The 23,003-nt window shown below is 44.8% G+C and carries 11 protein-coding genes and 3 pseudogenes; 13 read left to right on the top strand and 1 reads right to left on the bottom strand.

Annotated features, from left to right (window positions below):
• Positions 1-45 precede the first annotated feature (45 nt).
• Positions 46-411, top strand: coding sequence for a GFA family protein (locus KIV40_RS18610; RefSeq protein WP_285350692.1), 366 nt, complete (start codon positions 46-48; stop codon positions 409-411).
• Between the two features lie 152 nt (positions 412-563).
• On the opposite strand, the pseudogene KIV40_RS35455 reads toward KIV40_RS18610, so the two are convergent.
• Positions 564-1,111, bottom strand: a pseudogene (locus KIV40_RS35455) (type II secretion system protein).
• Between the two features lie 472 nt (positions 1,112-1,583).
• Between KIV40_RS35455 and KIV40_RS18600 the strand changes: the two are divergent.
• The 12 genes and pseudogenes from KIV40_RS18600 to KIV40_RS18545 all read left to right on the top strand — a co-directional run bounded on the left by KIV40_RS18600 (position 1,584) and on the right by KIV40_RS18545 (position 23,003).
• Positions 1,584-4,730, top strand: coding sequence for an HD domain-containing phosphohydrolase (locus KIV40_RS18600; protein WP_285350690.1), 3,147 nt, complete (start codon positions 1,584-1,586; stop codon positions 4,728-4,730).
• A 565-nt stretch (positions 4,731-5,295) separates the two neighbouring features.
• The gene (locus KIV40_RS18595) at positions 5,296-8,442 is read left to right on the top strand and encodes an HD domain-containing phosphohydrolase (protein ID WP_285350695.1); all 3,147 of its coding nucleotides are present in this window, start codon (positions 5,296-5,298) and stop codon (positions 8,440-8,442) included.
• A 369-nt stretch (positions 8,443-8,811) separates the two neighbouring features.
• Positions 8,812-9,531, top strand: a complete 720-nt coding sequence (locus tag KIV40_RS18590; protein WP_285350689.1) for a GntR family transcriptional regulator — start codon at positions 8,812-8,814, stop codon at positions 9,529-9,531.
• A 12-nt stretch (positions 9,532-9,543) separates the two neighbouring features.
• A complete protein-coding gene (gene prpB, locus KIV40_RS18585) occupies positions 9,544-10,440 on the top strand; it encodes a methylisocitrate lyase (protein ID WP_285350688.1) in 897 nt (298 codons plus the stop codon).
• A 130-nt stretch (positions 10,441-10,570) separates the two neighbouring features.
• Positions 10,571-11,713, top strand: a complete 1,143-nt coding sequence (gene prpC, locus KIV40_RS18580) for a 2-methylcitrate synthase (RefSeq protein ID WP_285350686.1) — start codon at positions 10,571-10,573, stop codon at positions 11,711-11,713.
• Positions 11,714-11,845: 132 nt separating this feature from the next.
• On the top strand, positions 11,846-14,455 hold the full coding sequence (gene acnD / locus KIV40_RS18575) for a Fe/S-dependent 2-methylisocitrate dehydratase AcnD (RefSeq protein WP_285350685.1): 2,610 nt from the start codon (positions 11,846-11,848) through the stop codon (positions 14,453-14,455).
• A 23-nt stretch (positions 14,456-14,478) separates the two neighbouring features.
• The gene (gene prpF, locus KIV40_RS18570; protein WP_012128054.1) at positions 14,479-15,666 is read left to right on the top strand and encodes a 2-methylaconitate cis-trans isomerase PrpF; all 1,188 of its coding nucleotides are present in this window, start codon (positions 14,479-14,481) and stop codon (positions 15,664-15,666) included.
• A 61-nt stretch (positions 15,667-15,727) separates the two neighbouring features.
• On the top strand, positions 15,728-17,608 hold the full coding sequence (locus KIV40_RS18565) for a propionyl-CoA synthetase (protein ID WP_285350684.1): 1,881 nt from the start codon (positions 15,728-15,730) through the stop codon (positions 17,606-17,608).
• Between the two features lie 159 nt (positions 17,609-17,767).
• Complete coding sequence (locus KIV40_RS18560) at positions 17,768-18,250, top strand: GNAT family N-acetyltransferase (protein WP_228906514.1); 483 nt, start codon at positions 17,768-17,770, stop codon at positions 18,248-18,250.
• A 71-nt stretch (positions 18,251-18,321) separates the two neighbouring features.
• A pseudogene (locus KIV40_RS18555) lies at positions 18,322-18,807 on the top strand (carbohydrate-binding protein); the annotation flags it as partial.
• Between the two features lie 307 nt (positions 18,808-19,114).
• Entirely contained in the window at positions 19,115-20,557 is a 1,443-nt protein-coding gene (locus KIV40_RS18550; protein ID WP_285350681.1) for a bifunctional NUDIX hydrolase/phosphatase PAP2 family protein, read from the top strand.
• Between the two features lie 396 nt (positions 20,558-20,953).
• A pseudogene (locus tag KIV40_RS18545) lies at positions 20,954-23,003 on the top strand (LruC domain-containing protein).

Raw genomic sequence — 23,003 nt, 5'->3', positions numbered from 1 at the left:
ATTGGGGTCCACTTCTAAGGAACTTGTTTATGCGGCGCTATTGAAGTGAGCGCCCCTCAGCACAATGAAGTGAGCTTTTGTCATTGTGATATGTGCCGAAAGTGGTCAAGTGGTCCTCTACATGCGGTGAATTGCGGACCAGGAGTAAGATTTAATGGCGCTGAACCGAAGCGTTATCAGTCTTCTGAGTGGGCTGTACGAGGTTTTTGTGGGGAATGCGGTACGAATATCTATTACCACTTATTGGCAACGGATGAATATATTCTCTCTGCGGGATTATTTAATGAGCCAGATTTCAAATTAAGCTTAGAAATATTCACCGATGAGAAGCCCGCTTACTATGACCTGCAACCACATAGTAAGAAAATGACAGCTCAAGAAGTTTTTGCGCAGTACGCATCAGAAGAGTAGATAATCATGAAGTTTCTTTGGTTAAAGGTTATGCTGACCGTAGCGTTATTTGCCGGTTTATTTTTGATTGTCTATCAGCAAGTACAAAGTGGCGTAAGTTGATCATAACAAGCCGAGTACTCCTCGGCTTTTTCATTCTAACCTCTCTAAAGTCACTTCTTAGAAGTCAGAAAATAGCAATTGTCATAGAATTTGTTCACTGTCAGGTCATCCATTGAAACAATCCCTTCTTTATCGTAAGCAGTGAAAGGGCGACTAATACTGATGAAGCACTAAGAATCCCTTATCTGTAGAAGAGACTTTTCCTTACCTAGATAAACGATGAGCGAAGGTGTCTGATTTGAACCAGTATTGGCAAGATTAAACCTGTCGATCTCCATCGCATTAGCGACATTGAAGTCATCTAAAGCTAATGAACCCATCTAAAGCTAATGAACCCATCTAAAGCTAATGAACCCATTCGAACGTAAATGTCGTGATCTGACAATTTAGCCAAAGGCGCATTGGCTACTCCCTGTATCTTAGCCTTAGTCATCACAACTTCGTTAGTTGCATGAAATGCGCCCACGAAAGCTTCCAATGTATTGATACGAGCCTCACGTTGCATGTGCATGATTTTAGGTGCAGCAAATAATCCAATGATTGCCAACACAACAATAGCGACGACTAACTCTGTCAGGGAGAATCCTTTTTGTTTCATAGAGATTTCTTAATAATGGGGAGGTGCACAAAAGAAGCGTTATGTTAATGGCTTAAGGAGGAAGGATAAATTTGAGATGGCCGATTCTATTAACAGGTAAAACCTATTAATGGCAGCTTTTGAGGCGTTAATTTACTATTTTAGTTCGGAGTTACCGAGATATTACATTCATTATTTAGTCTATCTCATTGTGGAGTTTATCTCGAGTACGCGAAGAAATTCATGCCTGAAGAAAAAATTGAACAGGTTGATATAGGAAAATACCTGACTTAGCACGCGATACCTCAAACACAGTATGTCTAAAAGCGTTACTTCGGTATCGCTTTTTTTTATATTCGCGAAAACATGATCTAAGCCGGATCATTATACAAGTCTATGAAAAACCTGTACTAGACTTGAAATATGCATGCTTATGTTGCCCTTGTTTCGGTGGTGGCAGAGTTGATTTTAATCTGTTGGAGGGCTTTCGAGCGTGAAAACAAAATTCAGAACTCCCCGTAAACTGTCGATTAAATTCGTCGTCGGTAGCTTATTCATCTTCGCTACGGCGGTGACAGCCCTGCTTGGTATCAGCTTGCAATACTATTTCGGTAAACAGATGTCAGAGGAGCATATCTTGACTCGCTTAACCATGACAGCGACTGACATTGGGAACCATATTCAACAAATTGATTCTAGTGCGACGAGTAGTGCAGGAATATTAAGAAGTGTTGCGGATTACACTGATACTCGGTTCAGTGTTGATGAGATTCAAGGTGTATTTGTTCAAACGCTGATTGATAATTCAGAGTTCTATAGTATCTACTTCGCGTCATCGAATGAGTTCTTTTTTCAAGTTATCAATCTGGAATCCTCTCCTATTGTGAGAGAACAAATTGGCGCAACTCCTGAGGAGCGTTGGGTCATCATTAAAGTGTCGGGAGACGAAAAAGCACGTTTCAAGAATACTCGCTATTACTCTGAAAAAATGGTTCTTCTTCGCCAAACAACACAAAAGAGTAACTTTTATCCGTCTCGCCGACCTTGGTATGAGAGTGCATCAAGGGATAGCGTTTATAAGACGGAACCGTACCTTTTCCAGCATTTAAAAATTACGGGGCAATCATACTCTGTTCGCAGTAAAGGAGCGGTGATCGGTGTTGACACCGTGTTGTCCTCCATCAGTGAAAAAATCATCTCAACGGAATTGGGCTTAAAGATAGAAGATGGTGCTGAGGCGTTTATTTTTAATGACACTGGGGAAGTGATCGCTTCCAGCGTCAAATTGTTTAAAGAAATCGACATTCCAGCCTCTGAACCGCTAGTACTTAATGAGCAAGTAAAATCGTTAATCAATGGTGACCGAGTGATAGCGGTCTCCAATCAAAATGATTGGGGGCCATATGATTACACCCAAGGTGGTGAACCAGAAGGGTATGCGATAGATGTCCTCAAGATTATTGAGCAAAGTACGGGGATAAAATTTGAGTTTATTAATGGATTTAATTCTAGACAACTACAAGATAAATACTTGAAAGGGGACATCGACCTGTTGCAACCCGTTGCTGGGGTTAAAACAAATTTAGGAGTAAAAAGCGTACCTATTTTTACCACCCAATTGGCTATTGCCGCTAAAGATGATGTGTTCATGCCTAACTCATTAACAGAATTAAAAAAGGAAACGGTCGGAGTGGTTTCTGGCTTTGGTATGAAACAATGGCTATTCGAGCGCTACCCCGATCTTAACGTCGTTGAACAACCAAACCTTGATGCAGCAAAACGGGCACTCTACTTGGGGGAGATAACATACCTCGTCGATAGTTATCTCACACTTGCAGAAATGGAGCGCTTGGTGAGGTTGACCAATGTACATGTTGGAGTATTGGATGCTGAATTGCTCGAATTCTCGATGTACATGAAAGTAGAGGACAGTGAGATTATCACTGTTATTGATAGGGCGATAGAATCCATTACGCCAGCACAAAAACAAGTATTGAGAGAAAAATGGATCACGTCTCGTCAGTGGCGTGGCAGTTTTGTGCCTTATCCTGAAGTCTATGAATTAGCGATGCAAGAAGACAAGCATCAAAGCATGAATAAGGTGATGATTAAAGGAGAAGAGAAATTTCTTTATATGACGAAGTTTGAGTCAACGAGAGGAGCCAGTGATTATTTTGCAGTAGTAGTGCCAGGTAAAGTAGTAACTGATGCGGTCACTACTTGGTTATTTAAGGCTATAGGAATTACCACGTTAGTGATGTTGGTATTACTTCCATTAGCGTGGAAGGTTGGCACGCCAATTGTTAACTCAATTTTGGCACTGAGAAAAGAAACCATCAAAATAAAAAATCGCGAATTTGACCAGTTAGCACCAGTAGAAACGCGTATCAAAGAAGTCTCTGAATTGTCCGATTCGGTCACCGAAATGACGCAAGAGATTCAGCATCACGAGCAACAGCAAGAAGAGTTTGTTGAAGCCTTTATTCATCTTATCGCGCAAGCGATCGATGACAAGTCTCCCTATACTGCGGGACACTGTAATCGTGTTCCAGAAATTGGCCTGATGTTGGCAGAGGCAGTAGAGAAGTGCGGAACCGGTAAGTTCAAAGAGTTTAAGTTCAATAATGACGATGAACGACGTGAATTCCGTATCGCGGCTTGGTTACATGACTGCGGTAAGATCACCACGCCAGAACACATCGTTGATAAAGGCACTAAACTGGAAGCCAACTACAACCGCATCAATGAAATTCGCACTCGCTTCGAGGTGTTAAGGCGAGATGCTGAAGTGGAGATGTGGAAGTCGATATCCACCGGTGAGATGTCAAAAGAAGAGGCGCAAGTCAAGTTCGACCAACGAGTTGTACAGTTGGACGACGACTTCCGATTTGTGGCCAGCGCCAACGTAGGTGGCGAGTTCATGAGTGACGATAAGATTGAGCGCATTAAACATATCGCGCAGCAAACTTGGTTGCGTCACTACGATGATCATCTTGGTCTTTCTCCGTTTGAAGAAATGATTAAGCCAGAATCTGACGTGACGCTACCCGTGGTTGAAAACCTCTTAGCGGATAAGCCGGACCATATTATCGAGCGCGTTCGCCCAATGGAATGTGCACCTGAGCATGGCATTAAGGTGCAAGTGCCAGAACATCAATATAATTTGGGTGAAGTGTACAACCTGACAATTTCGCGCGGGACGTTAACACCGGAAGACCGCTTCAAAATTAACGAGCACATGATCAGCGGCATCAAAATGCTGGGTGCACTGCCATTCCCTCCTGAGTTAAGCAACGTGCCGCGCTATGCTTCGACTCACCATGAGACGCTCAAAGGCACAGGCTATCCGCGTCGGTTGAGTGCGGAAGATTTATCAACCCCAGAACGCATCTTGGTGATTGCCGATATTTTTGAAGCGTTAACCGCAGGAGACCGACCTTACAAAAAAGCCAAGCCAGTGAGCGTTGCTGTGGACATCATGTACAAGATGGCACTGGACGAACACTTGGATATGGACTTGTTCTTGTTGTTCCTAGAAAGCGGGGTCTACCGTGATTATGCCAACAAGTTTATGCCAGCCGAACAGGTTGACGAGGTGGATATTGAGAAGTATTTGAAGTCCAAATCATCAGACGCGTAAGCCAGAGAGCTTAGAGCGTTGAATCCCTACAACTTCAAAGAGTGGCGCATTTTTTGCCACTCTTTTTGTATCAGAACTTGGTAGCGTGTTGGTAAATCAATTTTGCTTGGGGTCGGTAGCAGTTCTGCCGCTTCATGTAATGAGAGGCCTGCAAAGGGATGTTGATCGTGACAGCTGAGCAAGGTCAAAAGATCATCGTTCTTTCTTGCCTGACAGATACGCATAGAAGGGCGTGTCGCACTACAGGCTCGGCTAACGGTTGTATGTGAATACTCTTAGTATTTAGCAGCAACTCGAATCACACTGCCAAAATCCATAAGCCGAGCTTGGTTATTTTGTGTCACGATGACGTTATGTGGCTTACAGTAGGTAATGAACGAATTCACCAAATGGAGTTACTCAAAGAAGGGTATAAAACATTCTCTAAGTCATATTTTGAAAGTCTATCAATTGAACTAGTAAGCATTTGGTTTCATAATGATATGAATGTGGAATGTATCGTTATGATTACCGACTCAAAGATAGGATAGCTCGGCAATCAATACCATTTGGAGGGTGTAAAGAGATGGGATTGCCACCAGGTTTGCCGCGTGAGTTTTCAATAAAATTTACAATTGGTTGTTTGTTTCTTATTACAACAACGATTACCTCCATTTTTGCAATCGGTCTACAGTATTACTTTGGAAAACAAATTTCACAAGATTATGTCCTTTCAAAACTTTCTGTTGCATCAAATCAAGTGAGTGATTATGTACAGCGAGTTGAAAAAAGTGCCATGAGCAGTGTCCAGTTACTTCTGAGTGTTGCTGTATCGACAGATCATATTTTTGCAGAGCAAGAAATTAGAGATATTTTTATTCAAGTTCTAACTGACAATCCTATTTTTTATAGCATTTACTTTGGACGGGATAATGATGATTTTTACCAGATAATTAACTTAGCATCCTCTCCCGTCGTCCGAGAGAGAATAGGTGCTACTTCATCAGATCGATGGGTGGTAATAAAAATCTCTGGGAGACCGGGAGAAAGGCTCAGACAAAACTATTACTACAACTCAGAGTTTAAGCTCAACAAACTAACTAGTGAACGCAGTAACTATTATCCAACTCGTCGACCGTGGTTTGCTAATGCGCCATCAGACTCAGTATTTAAGACAGAACCTTATCTTTTCCAACATTTAAAAATTACCGGCCAAACTTACTCTATACGGAGTGTTCGAGGTGTAATTGGGGTCGATATCGTCTTATCCTCCCTCGAAGATAAGATTGCACCGCAAGAGATTGGCTTACCACTAAGTAGCGGAGCAGAGTCATTTATCTTCAACGAGCGTGGTGTAGTGATAGCTTCAAATAAACTATCTCAGGATGCGATCGAAATCCCCCCACCTAAGTCCTTAATACTCTCAGAGAAACAAATATCGTTGATTGAGTCGACACACTCATTGATGGTTTCAAACCAGAAAGACTGGGGACCTTATGATTTCTCTGTGTCCGGTCAGCCAATGGGCTACGCTGTTGATGTTCTTAATCTCGTTGCACAACAGACGGGCATAAAGCTTGAATTCATTAATGGATTTGACTCTAAAATGCTTTCTGAGAAGTACCGTAAAGGCAACTTGGATATTCTTCACTCAGTTATTGGTGATCCGCAGGGTTTTGGGGAAAAGAGCTTGCCTATTTTTAAGAGCTCCGTTGCTATTGCTGGAAGAGATGAGCTTCTGAATTCAAAAACTTTAAAAGAAGTTGATGGGAAGCATGTCGGAGTCGTCGCTGGTTTTGGAATGAAGCAGTGGCTCAAAGACAACTACCCAAAACTCAATATCTTGGAGTATTCTAGTTTCGATAATGCAAGAGCAGCATTTGATAGTGGTGAGGTGCATTATCTTGCTGATTCCGAGGTAGCGTTATCAGGAATGGTTAGTTTAGGTCAAGACACGCCGTTCAATGTTTTTGTGTTGAACGACCATGCGCCAGTACCGTTTCATGTATTCATGAAATCAAGTGATAGTGAATTGCTTGGCATTATCAATCAGGCAATCAGCGCAATTACTCCAGAGCAAAGAGAGGCTCTATACAGAAAATGGCTTGATACTAAATGGCAACAGCACGGGGTTTTACCATACAGTAAGGTGTATGAGCTTGCTAAGGTCCAAGATAAACAGAATGATATGGTCAAGATAGATATAGGTGATCAAACAAAGTATCTATATATCGCACAACTAGAACCTGGCTCCAAATCGAGCGACTACTTCGCTGTAATTATTCCTGAAGACATTATTTCAGGTGTGGTTATCGAACGCATACTTACATCCATAATAGCGACAGCTTTTGCCATGCTTATGCTGTGCCCGCTCGCTTGGAATTTTGGAAGCCCAATTGTCAAAAGGATTAAAGAGCTGAAAAGGGAAACAGCGAAAATCAAAGCCCGTAAATTTGACGATCTTAAAATTGTTTCAACCCGCATATCAGAATTGTCAGAATTGTCACAATCTATATCCGATATGGGTCAGGCAATAGGGCAGCATGAGAAGCAACAAGAAGATTTTGTGGAGGCGATTGTGCGCCTTATTGCTCAGGCGATAGATGATAAGTCCCCCTACACAGCAGGTCATTGCAATCGTGTCCCGGAAATTGCAATGATGCTCTCTGAAGCTGCGGAAAAAAGTCAAAAGATACCCTTTAAAAATTTCTCGTTTAGCACGGAAGATGAAAAACGTGAGTTCAGAATCGCCGCTTGGTTACACGACTGCGGCAAGATTACGACCCCAGAGCACGTTGTAGATAAAGGGACAAAGCTTGAAGCAAACTACAATCGAATCCATGAAATAAGGACACGATTTGAAGTCCTTTGGAGAGATTTGGAGATTGAATATTACAAGACGATTCTTGAAGGTAAGGAAACGGCAGAAAAGGCGCTCAGTTTATTGAATGACAGAAAGCTCAAACTCACTCAGGATTTTGAATTTGTGGCTAATTCAAATATCGGTGCCGAGTCCATGAGTAGTGAGCACGTAGCTCGGATAAGAGAAATAGCAGATCAAACATGGGTACGGAATTTTGATGCTAGCCTTGGTCTTTCTCCTTTCGAACAGTCGAAAAGGTCAAACGATAATTTAGATTTACCTGCTCTAGAATATTTGCTGGCAGACAAACCGGAACATATTACCCATCGTACTCGTCCCGTAGAATTCGAACCTAAACTAGGTATTAAGATGGCAGTGCCAGAATATGAGGAGAATCATGGGGAGATTTATAATTTATCAATATCTAAGGGGACATTGACGACAGAAGAACGGTATAAGATCAATGAACATATGATAAGTGGCATTAAGATGCTCGAAGCTTTACCGTTCCCACCAGAGCTGAGTCGAGTCCCTCGTTACGCATCAACTCATCATGAGACATTGAAAGGTACCGGTTATCCAAGAAAATTAAAAGCGCAGGACCTATCAATACCAGACAGAATACTTGCCATAGCCGATATATTTGAAGCGTTAACAGCTGCCGATAGACCATACAAAAAAGCCAAGCCTGTTAGTGTCGCGCTAGATATCATGCATAAGATGGCGTTGGACGAACATATCGATTTTGATCTTTTTATACTCTTCCTAGAAAGTGAGGTTTATTTGGAATACGCCCATATTTTTTTGCCTGAGAGCCAGCTTGCCCCTGTTAATATTCAAAAATATTTTAGGACGACTGAAATAGCTTGATATACACACTTTAGATGGATTGAGGTGTGGGTAAACAATCTTGTGGATTCGAGTTCGTACGCGGAAAAGACCTAACTCACAATATGAATGGCTAGATAAACCTCATGCTAGCCACAAACTTGGGCCGCAATCAGGGATGTTTTGCTCTTTACTTCCATTTACTATATGAATCTATTGGTTTTTTATTGTCGACAATCTTGCTTTGCTCTTATTAATTAACCTATCATTCGTTCAAAAATTCCTCACCATCACTATGCATTAGTCTAAATTGTCGACAATTTACTTGATTATCGACAATCTGATCGTCTATTTTATATTCAGGTTAACAAATTGTTGACACTTTGATTTCTAAATACGAGTGCCTTGAATATGAATACAGAATTGAAAACTCGTCATAAAGTGATTGTCTCTGAGAAGGAGCACACTAAATCTGAATCGCTGACCGAATCGTTAGTGGAAGCGATCGTAAGTGGTGAAATCGAACCGGGCAGTAAAATCTCAGAGCCTGAATTAGCCAAGAAATATCAAGTGAGTAGAGGCCCTTTGCGTGAGGCCATGATGCGCCTTGAAGGACTTGGGTTGATTGAGCGTATTCCACATGTTGGTGCTCGCGTTATCACTTTCTCTCCAGAAAAACTCATCGAACTGTATTCCGTTCGCGAAGCATTAGAGGGCATGGCTGCCAGACTCGCGGCTTGCCATATCACTCAAGAAGAATTACTGAGTTTGGAAATGCTATTGTCGACACATTCCAAACACATCGATGAAGTTGAAGGGGCGTCTTACTTCCACCAGCATGGTGACTTCGACTTCCATTATCGAATCATTCAAGCGAGCCGAAACAGCAAGCTTATCTCTTTGCTTTGCGACGAGCTGTATCACTTGTTGCGCATGTATCGCTACCAATCGCCACGTGCGCAATCTCGTCCTAATGAAGCACTCAATGAACACAAATTCATTCTGCAAGCGATTCGCAATCGTGATGAAGAGCTGGCAGAAATGCTGATGAGAAGGCACATCTCAGGCAGCCGAAAACTTATCGAATCACAGATTCTACATTCTGAAAGTAAAGATAGAGAACAAGACTAGAAGGAAATTGTCATGAGCTTATCTCCGGGGGCGAAGTTCAGACTCGCCATTGAGCAAAACAACCCGCTGCAGATCGTCGGCACCATTAACCCATACTGCGCCATGATGGCGAAAAACTTGGGTCACCAAGCTATCTACTTGTCAGGTGGCGGCATCGCTAACGCATCCTACGGTTTGCCAGATCTTGGTATTACGACACTGAACGATGTTTTGGTAGATGTAGACCGCATCACCAACGCGAGTGATTTGCCGTTACTGGTTGATATCGATACCGGCTTTGGTGGCGCTTTTAATATTGCTCGCACAATTAAAGCGATGGAAAAAGCGGGTGCGGCGGCAGTGCATATGGAAGACCAAGTGGCGCAAAAGCGTTGTGGTCATCGCCCAAACAAAGCGATTGTTAGCCAACAAGAAATGGTCGACCGAGTGAAAGCGGCGGTGGATGCACGTAATGACGAGAGCTTTGTCATTATGGCTCGTACTGATGCGTTAGCGGTGGAAGGCATGGATAGCGCGATTGAACGAGCGATTGCATGTGTGGAAGCGGGCGCAGATATGATCTTCCCAGAGGCAATGAATCAGCTAGACCAATATCAACAGTTCTCGGCTGCGCTCGAAGACGCGACAGGGAAGCACGTGCCGATTCTTGCCAACATTACTGAGTTTGGACAAACGCCACTATATGGCTGTGAAGAGTTAGCCCAATCCAACGTGGACATGGTTTTGTACCCATTGAGCGCATTCCGTGCGATGAATAAAGCTGCTGAGATGGTTTACAAACACTTGTTAGAAGTTGGCAACCAAGAAGCTTTGCTTGATTCAATGCAGACGCGAAAAGAGCTGTATGAGCACCTTAATTACCATGACTACGAGAATAAGCTAGACAAGCTGTTCTCCGAAGGTAAATAAGGTTAACGAAGAAACAAACGGAAGCACAAGACAAATACTATTTAAGAATCTCTAATCCAATAACATGAAAATTGTCTGATTCAAAAGAGCCCATTAAGAGAGCCAAATCAGGCAGAAAAGGAGTTCAACAATGCCTCATTCTGTAGAAAACAAAGCTGAGATAGGCGGCGCAGGTCTACGCGGTCAAAGCGCTGGAAGCACAGCTTTATGCACTGTCGGTAAAACGGGGACAGGTCTAACGTATCGTGGTTACGATATCACGGACTTGGCAAATCATGCTCAATTTGAAGAGGTGGCGCATTTGCTGTTACGCGGTCACTTACCTAATCAACAAGAGCTAGACGCCTACAAGACACATCTATTGAGCTTGCGCGGCTTACCAGCGGAGCTTAAGCAATCGTTAGAGCTGATTCCTGCTGATGCTCACCCGATGGATGTTATGCGCACAGGTTGCTCTATGCTGGGTAATTTAGAGCAAGAAATGGACTTTGAGCAACAGCTCCATGCTACTGAGCGAATGCTGGCGCTTTTCCCTGCCATCATCTGTTACTGGTATCGATTCAGCCATGATGGTGTGCGAATCAAAACGCACGATAACAGTGAAGACTGCATTGGCGGCTACTTCCTAAAACTGCTTACCGATAAAGCACCAAGTGAAACGCACATAAAGGTGATGCACTGTTCTTTGATTCTTTATGCAGAGCATGAGTTTAATGCCTCAACATTTGCAGCGCGCGTGTGTGCTTCTACGCTTTCTGATCTTCATTCTTGTATTACGGCTGCTATCGGTACGTTACGTGGTCCACTTCATGGCGGTGCGAACGAAGCGGCGATGGAGATGATTCAAGATTGGCAAACGCCAGATGAAGCAGAAGCCAATATTCTGCAAATGCTAGAGAAAAAAGACAAAATCATGGGCTTTGGTCATGCGATTTACCGCGAAAGTGACCCTCGTAATGCACTGATCAAGCGTTGGTCAGAAGCGTTATCTAAAGAGGTGGGTGACAAACATCTTTATGCGGTTTCGGAGCGCGTGGAATCTGTCATGAAGCGAGAGAAAGGTCTGTTCTGTAATGCCGACTTCTTCCATGCTTCGGCTTACCACTTTATGGATATTCCAACCAAATTGTTTACACCAATCTTTGTGATGAGTCGACTGACAGGTTGGGCGGCGCACGTGTATGAACAACGCGCGAACAATCGAATCATTCGCCCAAGTGCGGATTATACCGGACCGGATCATCAAGACTGGGAGCCAATCGAACAACGCTAGCGCGTGACGCCTCTTTGTTAGTTTTGTCTTGATGGCAATCACAAGGGGCGTCTCTTTCACCGCGAATCCATTTCAAAAACAGTATCGCGGTGCGTTCAGGCACAAGATGTACACTAAAGTGGAAGCAAGCCGATGAGCATCACCACAAATATAAATACTCAATATCGTAAGCCGCTCCCGGGAACCCAGCTCGATTATTTTGATACCCGAGAAGCAGTTAACGATATTTCTCCTGGAGCCTATGAAAAGCTCCCATACACCTCGCGCGTTTTAGCTGAGCAGTTGGTTCGCCGCTGTGGCCCGAATACGCTTACTGATAGCTTAAAACAGTTGATCGAACGCAAGCGTGACCTTGATTTTCCTTGGTATCCGGCACGCGTGGTTTGCCATGACATCCTTGGACAAACCGCATTAGTCGATCTCGCTGGCCTGCGTGATGCGATTGCCGAACAAGGCGGTGACCCAGCGAAAGTAAATCCGGTGGTTGAAACGCAGTTGATCGTTGATCATTCACTGGCGGTTGAACACGCAGGCTTTGACTCAGAGGCGTTTGAGAAAAACCGCGCGATAGAAGAGCGCAGAAACGAAGACCGATTCCACTTTATTGAATGGTGTAAAACGGCGTTTGAAAACGTCAGCGTTATTCCTGCGGGTAACGGAATCATGCACCAAATCAACTTGGAGAAAATGTCTCCGGTTGTGCAAGCCAAGCAGGGCATTGCTTACCCAGATACCTGTGTCGGCACGGACAGTCACACACCTCACGTTGATTCTCTTGGTGTTATTGCGATTGGTGTCGGCGGTTTAGAGGCGGAGACGGTTATGCTTGGTCGCCCGTCGATGATGCGTCTGCCAGACATTGTTGGTGTGAAGCTTACTGGCAAGCGTCAACCGGGTATTACCGCCACCGATATCGTACTAGCGATTACCGAGTTTCTGCGAAATGAACGCGTGGTTTCATCCTATCTCGAATTCTTTGGCGAAGGGGCGCGAGACCTAACCATTGGCGACCGCGCAACCATCTCAAACATGACGCCAGAATACGGCGCAACCGCCGGGATGTTCTACATTGATGAGCAGACCATTAATTACCTCAAACTGACAGGGCGCGATGATCAACAGGTCGACTTGGTAGAGAAGTACGCCAAGCAAACCGGTCTGTGGGCGGATGATTTAGATACTGCCGTGTACGAACGCGTGCTTGAGTTCGATTTGTCCCAAGTCGGGCGCAATTTGGCAGGCCCATCTAATCCTCATCGTCGTTTACCCACCTCAGAGCTTGCTGAACGTGGTGTTTCTGGCGAGTGGCAAGAGAAGGAAGGCGAACTTCCAGATGGCGCGGTGATCATTGCGGCGATTACTTCTTGCACCAACACCAGTAACCCAAGAAACGTTGTGGCAGCAGGTCTGGTCGCTAAGAAAGCGAATGAGCTTGGATTGGTGCGCAAACCTTGGGTGAAGTCTTCATTTGCTCCGGGTTCTAAAGTTGCTCGACTCTACCTTGAAGAATCTGGCTTACTCCCTGAATTGGAGAAGCTTGGTTTTGGTATCGTGGCTTATGCGTGTACAACCTGTAACGGTATGAGCGGCGCACTTGACCCGAAAATCCAACAAGAAATCATCGACCGAGATCTGTATTCAACGGCGGTACTTTCAGGGAATCGCAACTTTGATGGTCGAATTCATCCTTACGCAAAACAAGCATTCTTAGCATCGCCACCTTTGGTCGTTGCATACGCGTTAGCCGGTACGATTCGTTTTGATATCGAACGTGATTATTTAGGCACAGACAAACACGGCAAGCCGGTTTATCTCAACGACTTGTGGCCAACGGATGAAGAAATTGATGCTGTGGTGGGTGAGTACGTTAAGCCAGAGCAGTTTAATCAAGTCTACATTCAAATGTTTAAACTGAATGATGAGGCTCGTAACCCGAATCCGCTCTACGATTGGCGTCCGATGAGTACGTATATCCGAAGACCTCCTTACTGGAAAAAAGAGGGGGAAGGTGCTCTAGCAGGTGAGCGAACTCTGTCTTCAATGCGTCCTCTCGCCGTTTTAGGCGATAACATTACGACCGATCATTTGTCGCCATCGAACGCAATTTTGGCAAGCAGCGCCGCAGGTGAATACCTCGCTAAGATGGGTGTGCCAGAAGAAGACTTTAACTCATACGCGACTCACCGAGGTGATCACTTAACCGCGCAGCGCGCCACTTTCGCTAACCCGAAGTTGTTCAACGAAATGGTCAAGGAAAATGGCGAAGTCGTGCAAGGATCGCTGGCGAGAGTCGAACCTGAAGGCAAAGTGACACGCATGTGGGAAGCGATAGAGACTTACATGAATCGCAAGCAGCCGCTTATCGTGGTCGCAGGTGCGGATTATGGTCAAGGATCGTCGCGAGATTGGGCTGCGAAAGGCGTTCGCTTAGCGGGTGTAGAAGCCATTGTCGCTGAAGGGTTTGAGCGTATCCACCGTACCAATTTAGTTGGCATGGGCGTACTTCCTCTGCAATTTAAAGATGGCGTGAACCGAAAGACACTCGAATTGGATGGCACTGAACTTTATGACGTTATCGGCGATATCACTCCTGGTGCTGATTTGGCGTTGGTGATTACCCGTGCTAATGGCGACAAGGTTGATGTGCCGGTGACTTGTCGACTCGATACCGAAGATGAAGTTAACGTTTACAAAGCGGGTGGTGTGTTACAGCGCTTTGCTCAAGACTTCCTCTCGCAATAGATAGCGCAATAACGGAGCAAGATATGGATAGCAAGATGCAAAGCCAAATCAAAGTCCCAGCGACTTACATGCGAGGCGGTACGAGCAAAGGTGTGTTCTTCAACCTTGAAGATTTGCCACAACCAGCGCAAGTCGCAGGCGAGGCAAGAGACAAACTGCTACTTCGTGTGATTGGTAGCCCAGACCCGTATGCCAAACAAATTGATGGCATGGGCGGCGCGACTTCCAGCACCAGTAAAACTGTGATTGTGTCGCGCAGTGAGCGAGCCGATCACGACGTTGATTACCTGTTCGGGCAAGTATCAATAGATAAGCCGTTTGTCGATTGGAGTGGTAACTGCGGCAACCTTTCTGCTGCAGTCGGGCCTTTCGCCATTCATGCTGGGTTGATCGACGAAGATCGTATTCCTCAAAACGGCATCGTTACCGTTCGTGTATGGCAGGTAAATATTGGCAAAACCATATTGATTCATGTGCCAATCGTAAATGGTTTCGTTCAAGAAACGGGGGCGTTTGAGCTTGATGGAGTGACGTTCCCAGCGGCAGAAATCCAAGTTGATTTTGTCGACCCTGCTGATGGCGAAGGCAGCATGTTTCCAACCGGTAATCTAGTAGACGATTTGGTCGTACCGGATGTTGGGACGTTCAACGCCACCTTCATTAACGCAGGCATACCGACGATCTTCATTGATGCAGAAGCACTTGGCTACCAAGGCACTGAGCTTCAAGATGACATCAATAACGATGAATTTGCGCTCGCGAGGTTTGAGTCCATTCGTGCTCATGGCGCGTTAAAAATGGGGCTTATTGATTCACTCGAAGAGGCTCAAACACGTCAACACACGCCTAAGATTGCGTTTGTTTCCCAGCCTAAATCCCATTTATCGTCGAGTGGTAAAACCGTAGAAGCAGGTGAGGTCGATATTCTAGTCCGGGCTTTATCTATGGGTAAACTTCACCACGCTATGATGGGAACCGCAGCAGTCGCCATTGCCTCGGCGGTATGCGTACCTGGTACTTTGGTCAATTTAGCGGCTGGTGGCGGAGAGAAAGAATCTGTGACGTTTGGGCATCCATCAGGAACGCTTAAGGTGGGGGCAAAAGCCAAACAAACAGAACAAGGTTGGGTGGTTGAGAAAGCCATCATGAGCCGCAGCGCGAGAATACTGATGGAGGGCTTTGTGTGTGTTCCCTCCAATGTCTTTGAATAGCACAATTGCATGGTAGTGATACTTAAGAAAAGCAATGTCAGGACATACTGGAGGAAGCAATATGTCTGCATATCAAAAAGAATACCTTTGGACACAGAACGAACCGGAAAACTTTTGGCGTGCTCAAGCTGAAAACATCGATTGGTTTGAAGCGCCAAACACCATCTTACAAGCTGACGAACATGGGATTGAACGTTGGTTTCCTGACGGCGTGTTGAACACGTCATGGCTCGCGTTGGATTATCATTGTGAGCAAGGGAGAGGCGAGAAAACCGCACTGATTTATGACTCGCCAGTGACGGGGCAAAAACAAACTTACAGCTATCAAGCTCTGCGCGACCAAGTGGCAAAAATTGCGGGTATGCTTTCTAACCAAGGTATCACCAAAGGCGATCGCGTAGTCATCTATATGCCGATGATCCCAGAAGCGGCAATGGCGATGCTAGCTTGTGCTCGATTGGGCGCGATTTATTCGGTGGTGTTTGGCGGTTTTGCCCCGAATGAGCTTGCTGTTCGAATTGAAGATGCGGAACCCAAAGTCATCATGACGGCGTCTTGTGGCATCGAAATTAATAAGGTGATTCCATACAAACCAATGGTTGATAAAGCCATTATGGACAGCCGTTGGAAGCCAGAGAAAGTTTTTGTTCTTCAACGCCCGCAGTGCCAAGCTGAGCTTAACCTTGAACGTGATTTAGATTGGCAGCAAGAGTATGCGCAAGCTTTGCCTCATGCTTGTGTCCCTGTGCTTGCGACGGATCCTCTTTATATTCTGTATACCTCTGGCACAACAGGGAAACCAAAAGGTGTGGTGCGTGACAATGGTGGTCATGCCGTAGCGATGAAATATTCAATGACGTCGATTTATAACATTCCTCAAGATGGTGTGTTCTGGGCTGCATCGGATGTAGGGTGGGTTGTTGGTCACTCTTACATTGTGTACGCGCCGCTTATTCATGGCTGTACAACTATTCTATTTGAAGGCAAACCGGTGAGAACACCGGACCCGGGTGCATTCTGGCGTGTTTGTGATGAATACAAAGTGGATGTACTCTTCTCCGCACCAACCGCTTTCCGTGCAATTAAGAAAGAAGACCCAGAAGGCGAGTTCATTAAGCAATACGACTTGTCCGACCTCGACTCAATCTTTATGGCAGGCGAACGCCTTGACCCACCAACGCTAGAATGGGTGGAAAGCAAAGCAGATAAACCGGTCATTGACCACTGGTGGCAAACCGAGACTGGATGGGCTATCGCGGGCAATCCGACCGGTATTGAGATGATGCCAGTTAAAGCGGGGTCTGCTACCAAGCCAATTCCTGGCTATCAGGTCGAGATTCTAAACGAAATGGGCATGCCAGTGGGCGTAAATCAGCAAGGTTTTGTGGCATTGAAGCGCCCATTACCACCAAGCTGCCTACCGACTGTCTGGCGCAACCATGACCGCTTTGAAACTGGTTATCTAAGTCAATTTCCGGGTTACTACGTATCGGGAGATGGCGGTTACCTAGACGAAGAAGGTTACCTGTTTATCATGGGTCGTATTGATGACGTAATTAACGTCGCAGGTCACCGTCTGTCTACCGGCGAGATGGAAGAAATCGTTGGTGGTCACCCAGCGATTGCAGAATGCGCGGTAGTTGGTATCCACGATGAGTTAAAGGGGCAGCTACCACTTGGGTTCGTGGTTCTTAAAGATGGTGTGAAGATTGATGATCTAACGCTAGAAGGTGAGTTGGTGGGTAAAGTGCGCAACGAGATTGGTGCTGTGGCTTGCTTTAAACATGCGCTGGTTGTCGATCGTTTGCCAAAGACACGCTCAGGCAAAATTTTGCGAAGAACCATTCGTCAAATAGCCGATGGCGAGCAATACGTGGTGCCATCAACCATTGATGACCCATCCAGTTTAGGCGAAATCGAGCGAGTGCTTAAACGCGACTAGCTAAGTACGATCTTAATTGAGTACGCTCTTAGGTTACCTAGGAACAAGCTCAAACATCGAAGCCTCTTGCTTTGTTGGCAAGAGGCTTTTGCATTCCTACTTGCCTAAATGCATGTTTAAACACACACTATATGGATTCTTATTTTTGGCTTAGTCCTTATGTCTACTTTTGTAATCAAACCAGCCCTTTTTGACGACCTTGAACAACTTAACGACCTAATGTTTGAGTTGCATGATGAGCACCACATTCAATCTCCGGAATTTTTCAAAACCGCAGAAGAAATCGAACAAGAGAAGAGTATTGCTCGCTATCTCGATAATCCTGAATGTTTGGTTTATGTCGCTAGAGTTGAGGATGAGATCATCGGCTTTGTGTCTGGGCATTTCTGCGAGCTTATTTCTACGGTTAGTAAACCTGTCATGATGGGAAGCGTTGATGAGCTATACGTCTTACCCGAATATCGTAAGCAAGGTACCGCGAAAGCTTTGATTGAAAAGATAGAGGCGACATTCGTTGATTATGGAGTGAAACAGATGTTCGTTGAGGTTTGGGACTTTAACCAGACAGCGATTTCTCTCTATGAAAACCAAGGTTTTGGGCATCATATTCATTGGTTAAGAAAGTCGTTATCCAATCGTTAATTAATACGTCATTATGACGGTAAGTAAGTGATTCGTACTTACCATGGATGAAAGTGATAAATTTGACAGTAGTCGCCTTGGCTTTTGGCATCGATAAAACCAGTACAGCATACCAAGCAGTGGTAACAGCTTCTGCTACTAGCGCAACGACACCGCCATCAGGAAGTTGTGACAATGAATGGCAAGCGAGTGGCGTATACAACACGGGTGAAACTGTTTCTTGGGCTGGTCAGTTATGGCAAGCACAATGGTGGACCCAAGGTGATAACCCCTCCGATTCGGGGCCATGGGGAGTATGGCAGCCAAATGGCAGCTCAGATTGTTCTGGGACTAATCCTCCGGTAGAGCCACCAACAGAGCCTACACCACCAACGCCGCCAACTTAGGGTGATGCTTACCAAGCAGGTACGAATTATTCTGCAGGGGACGTGGTGACGAATAACGGTGCAAGTTACCAATGTAAGCCTTGGCCAAACAGTTTGTGGTGTGGCTCAACACCAAGCGCTTATGAACCAGGCGTTGGCAGTGCTTGGACTGATGCATGGCTGAAGCTGTAATCTTGTAATACATCTATAAAGAGAGTTTATTTATCGTTAGTAATAAGCTCTCTTTTATTGTTTCAATCCTGAGAACGAGTAAAATCCATGTAAATTATCCTGACGTTAACTTTATATAACTGGCAAAATTGCAGCCAATATTTCGAGTTATGTCTGTTTTTTGTCAGAACTATTTTGTGGAGTGTCTCAAAGTCTTTTTTGATATGTGCATCAAATGTACAACTGGTTACTTAATTTATGTCGAAAAATATTAGTAACCCTGTCATCATTGCTTTGTGATTCTTCTCTTTATGTAAGGTTGTATTTTGTGCTGAGACAGTTGTTTTTTCTCATCCTGTATTCCATTTCACTGTTTATTTCTCCTACATCTGCCGCGAACCCTCTTCCTGAAGACATCAAAGGGGCGCTTTGTGTTGTCCGAGCAGATGACAAGCTAGTACTTATTCATGAAATATTGACGAACAAAATCTCACTTCCTGGCGGTACGATTATCGAAGGAGAATCACCGAAACTTGCGGCTCAGCGAGAAACTTGGGAAGAAACGGGTTTAGTCGTAACGGTTGGGGACGAATTGGGTAGAACCGATACGGCAGTATTTTTCGATTGTGTTTCAGATTCTGAAGTGATCGCTTTCTCGATGACCAACTCGTTAGACGGAAATGAGCTACCTATATGGTTTGCGCCGCATTATGGTGTCGAGGTTGCATCCGCTATGTTGGTTGAACCGAGTAACATGGCGGCATCACTGTATCGTTATCCTACACAATGGGCAGATGTAGCGGGCTTTTATTCGCACGCAACAGACCAACCAGTTGTATATGTCGATCAACTTATAGAGTCAGCACCGAGCTTTCGCCAAGCGGAGTTGTCTTGGATGGTTGATCTCCAAAGTTGGGTTGGGTCATTTTCTGAATCCAGCCGCGAGATGGCTTGTGAAGTCGCAGATATGATTACGGGCTTAAGTAGTCCAACATTCTTGCTGTTTCTGTTCCCATTCGTAATGATGAAGTTTGATAGTCGTTTCGTGTATCGTTTATTTTTTGCGGTGACGGCAACGTCTTTAATGGCTTTAGTCGCGCAGCAAGGCTTTTCATTGCCTCGCCCGCACGTTTATATGCCGATGGCGGAGTTAACGCAGAGCTTCGGTTTTAGCTTCCCAAGCTTGCCTATTGCAGTGTGGTTCTGTGTTATGACGTTTTTGTTTCAAAGAACCAATAGTTTTGGTCTAAACCGAATCACTCTGTCTGTCGCTTTAGTTACGCTAACGGTGATGGCGTGTAAGTTCTTCCTTGGAACCGCTTTTATCTTGGATATGTTCATCGGCGCGGTGTTAGGTGTGTTAGTTGCATGGCATGTGCTACGTCTGGAAAGCAATCCTGATGTGGATGTCGATAAGTTACTGAGCTCAAAGAGTGTTTGGTTCACGATGACAGCAATTACTGCTGTTCTCTCAGTAATTTGGCCATTGCCTGTGTTCACGAGTTGGTTGGCTATACTGATTACTGCTTCTGCGTTGGTGATGACGTTTAAAGAGTCTGAAATTCGATTTGAACGCCAGCAAATGCTTTTTGTGATTCTTGCTCTGTTGCTTGTTGAGCAACTTTATTTGTATCTAGGCACGACGGTTTCATTCAGTGGATTCTGGTCATTAGTGTTCAACACGTTCCACTATCCACTGTTAATGATTATTTTTGTGATTTTATCAAGAAAACTCATCACAGAAAGTGAGATTGATGTAGCCAAACAATAGCCAGCTACTCCCCAAATAAAGAGGCCCCGCAATGTGCGGGGCTTTTTTGTTTTTGATATGAACTCTAGACCAAATCTTAATTTTAAAATGCAATTCAAATAAAGAGTCAAAGTAACATTTGTGTCGTGTCACTTGGTGGGTTTAATTAAAGCTATGATTTATAAGGTTTTAATTTTTAGGCGATAATTGGCGTCATATTTGCTCCCAGTGAATATGTAGGAAATCTGTTGCATTTTTAGCTTGCACAAAACTGAGAAGCTTTTGCTGGTTGTTGGATGTCATGCAAAACGGATTTATGCATTTATCATGATCCACATCAACTAAGAGAGACAAATTATGATAGCGAAATACAATATTACGCTCGCTTGTCTACTGGGTGTCATTAGTCCTAACGTGATGAGCGAAACTGTCGATCTCGACTTTTCTAATCATCAGGAGGCGACTGACGGCACTGATGCGCAACTGGGGCCGAGCTACAGTGGCGCAGACATGCACTTTATTAATGTCGGCACGCATGATGGCAAAACCATTGATGCCAAAGTGTCCAGTAACACATTTGGGGATGCGACCTTTTTATTCCACAATCCAAATTACAAGCAGACAACGTCATCCGAGCCCAACGGTGATATCGGCTTTTTATACACAGTCAATTCCGCTGGTTCAGCAGGTCTTGTCTATAAATTTGAATTCTTCGATGGCACTGGAGCCTTGAGCGGAACATTTTCTGTCCCTTACGTTATTCCTGAGTTTGAGTTTATTGGTTACGATATTGATGGTGAGTCGGTTCAATCTGAACAACTTAGAGTTTTCAAGAGTGAAGGGTTCTACAGCTATCAAACGGGTACAGCAGCAGCAAGCTTAACCGCAGTCGAAGAGGCTGACGGCTCGGTGCTCTTCACAGGTCCTGGCACCAACTTTGATGAAGCGAATACATCTGGTGCGGTCAAGCTTGTGTATAAAAACTCATCAACAGTCACTTCAGTTCGAAACAGAGACATCCGCGAGTTCTCCTTTCCCAAACGCCATTTTTTCAGCCTTTGACGGGAACTGGGAGTTATCAGGCTTTACCAACCCAACGGAAACCAACGATGAGTTCGACTTTGGCGACGCTCCCGATAGTTATGGTACGTTACTGGCAAACAACGGTGCGCAGCATGCTGTGACTACATCTTTGTTTATGGGTAGTAGCATCGATGCAGAAAGCGACGGGCAGCCAAACGCAGCGTCAACAGGTGATGACTTCGACGCGCTCGGTGACGATGATGATGGCGTTACGCTTCTGACTAACTTTGAAAAAGGTCTTGATTCTCTCATTAACGTTAACGTTGTTGGTACTGGTTATCTTCAGGGTTGGGCCGATTGGGACATGAATGGTAGTTTTGATGCAGACGAGCAAATTATTCTGAATCACGCGGTTACTACGGGTGCCAATGTCGTTCCTGTGCGTGTAAACGATGATGCATTGATTGGTAACGTGCAAACACGATTCAGGGTTTCAAGCTTAGTCAATTTACCTAGCGACGGTTACGCTGGTGATGGTGAGGTTGAGGATTATGTCTTCGATGTGACAGATCCAGGTACAACTATACAAACTTCGGACTACTACACTGCTGCGTTTGAAGATAACTGGCCTGAAATGGGAGACTTTGACCTTAATGACGTAGTGACTTATTACCGTTCTAAGTTAGTAATCAAAGACGGCAATGTACTACGTTTTGATATAGAAGGTACAGTAACTGCTTACGGTGCTTCGTATAAAAATGGTCTAGCTTGGAAGTTGGAAGGTTTCTCTGAAAGTGATGTAAATCTTGACACAGCGAGAGTGACTAAGAATGGTGTGACAAGAAGTAACATCTCTCCATTTACAGGTGAAGACAAATCGGTCGCATCTCCTGGAGGGGATCTTGTTGTAGTTGCATCTACTAACTTGAAAGGTGATATTCCGATTAACCCTGAGTGTGGTTTCCACCGAACCAATCCAAGCTGTAGCATAAGTCTTGAATCAACAGAGATGACATTCAGTATTTCTCTACCGTTCAAATCAGGCTCTGAGCCATCAGTTTCTTCTTTCCCTACATTAAGTGGTTTTGACCCATTTATCTTCGCCGGTGGTGGTTACCATGGTGATAGTTTCACCACTCCTCCAGGCAAAGATATAGAGATTCACACCGCGGACTTTGCACCTACGTCAAGAGGTACCTCGGTCAGTGGGTTCTATGGTACTGCAGATGATGATTCTGATGCTGCAACCAGTAAATACTACCGTACCAGTGGCAATCTTCCGTGGGGGATTATTATCCCTTCAAGTTGGAACCATCCTTCAGAGTACATTGATGTAAGTATTGCTTATCCTGACTTTGCGGAGTGGGCTGAATCTGGTGGTTCATCAAAACCAACTTGGTATAACAACCCAGATGCTAGCAACACTTGGACAACAGCGGATTAA

This window comes from Vibrio sp. D173a, from assembly GCF_030248475.1.
This window is presented reverse-complemented; position numbering and strand designations above follow the sequence as displayed.

Bases quoted from the DNA above. Each gene is read 5' to 3' on its own strand.
- KIV40_RS18590 (WP_285350689.1), top strand. From the start codon at position 8,812: ATGAATACAGAATTGAAAACTCGTCATAAAGTGATTGTCTCTGAGAAG.
- prpF (WP_012128054.1), top strand. From the start codon at position 14,479: ATGGATAGCAAGATGCAAAGCCAAATCAAAGTCCCAGCGACTTACATG.
- KIV40_RS18595 (WP_285350695.1), top strand. From the start codon at position 5,296: ATGGGATTGCCACCAGGTTTGCCGCGTGAGTTTTCAATAAAATTTACA.
- KIV40_RS18565 (WP_285350684.1), top strand. From the start codon at position 15,728: ATGTCTGCATATCAAAAAGAATACCTTTGGACACAGAACGAACCGGAA.
- prpB (WP_285350688.1), top strand. From the start codon at position 9,544: ATGAGCTTATCTCCGGGGGCGAAGTTCAGACTCGCCATTGAGCAAAAC.
- prpC (WP_285350686.1), top strand. From the start codon at position 10,571: ATGCCTCATTCTGTAGAAAACAAAGCTGAGATAGGCGGCGCAGGTCTA.
- acnD (WP_285350685.1), top strand. From the start codon at position 11,846: ATGAGCATCACCACAAATATAAATACTCAATATCGTAAGCCGCTCCCG.
- KIV40_RS18560 (WP_228906514.1), top strand. From the start codon at position 17,768: ATGTCTACTTTTGTAATCAAACCAGCCCTTTTTGACGACCTTGAACAA.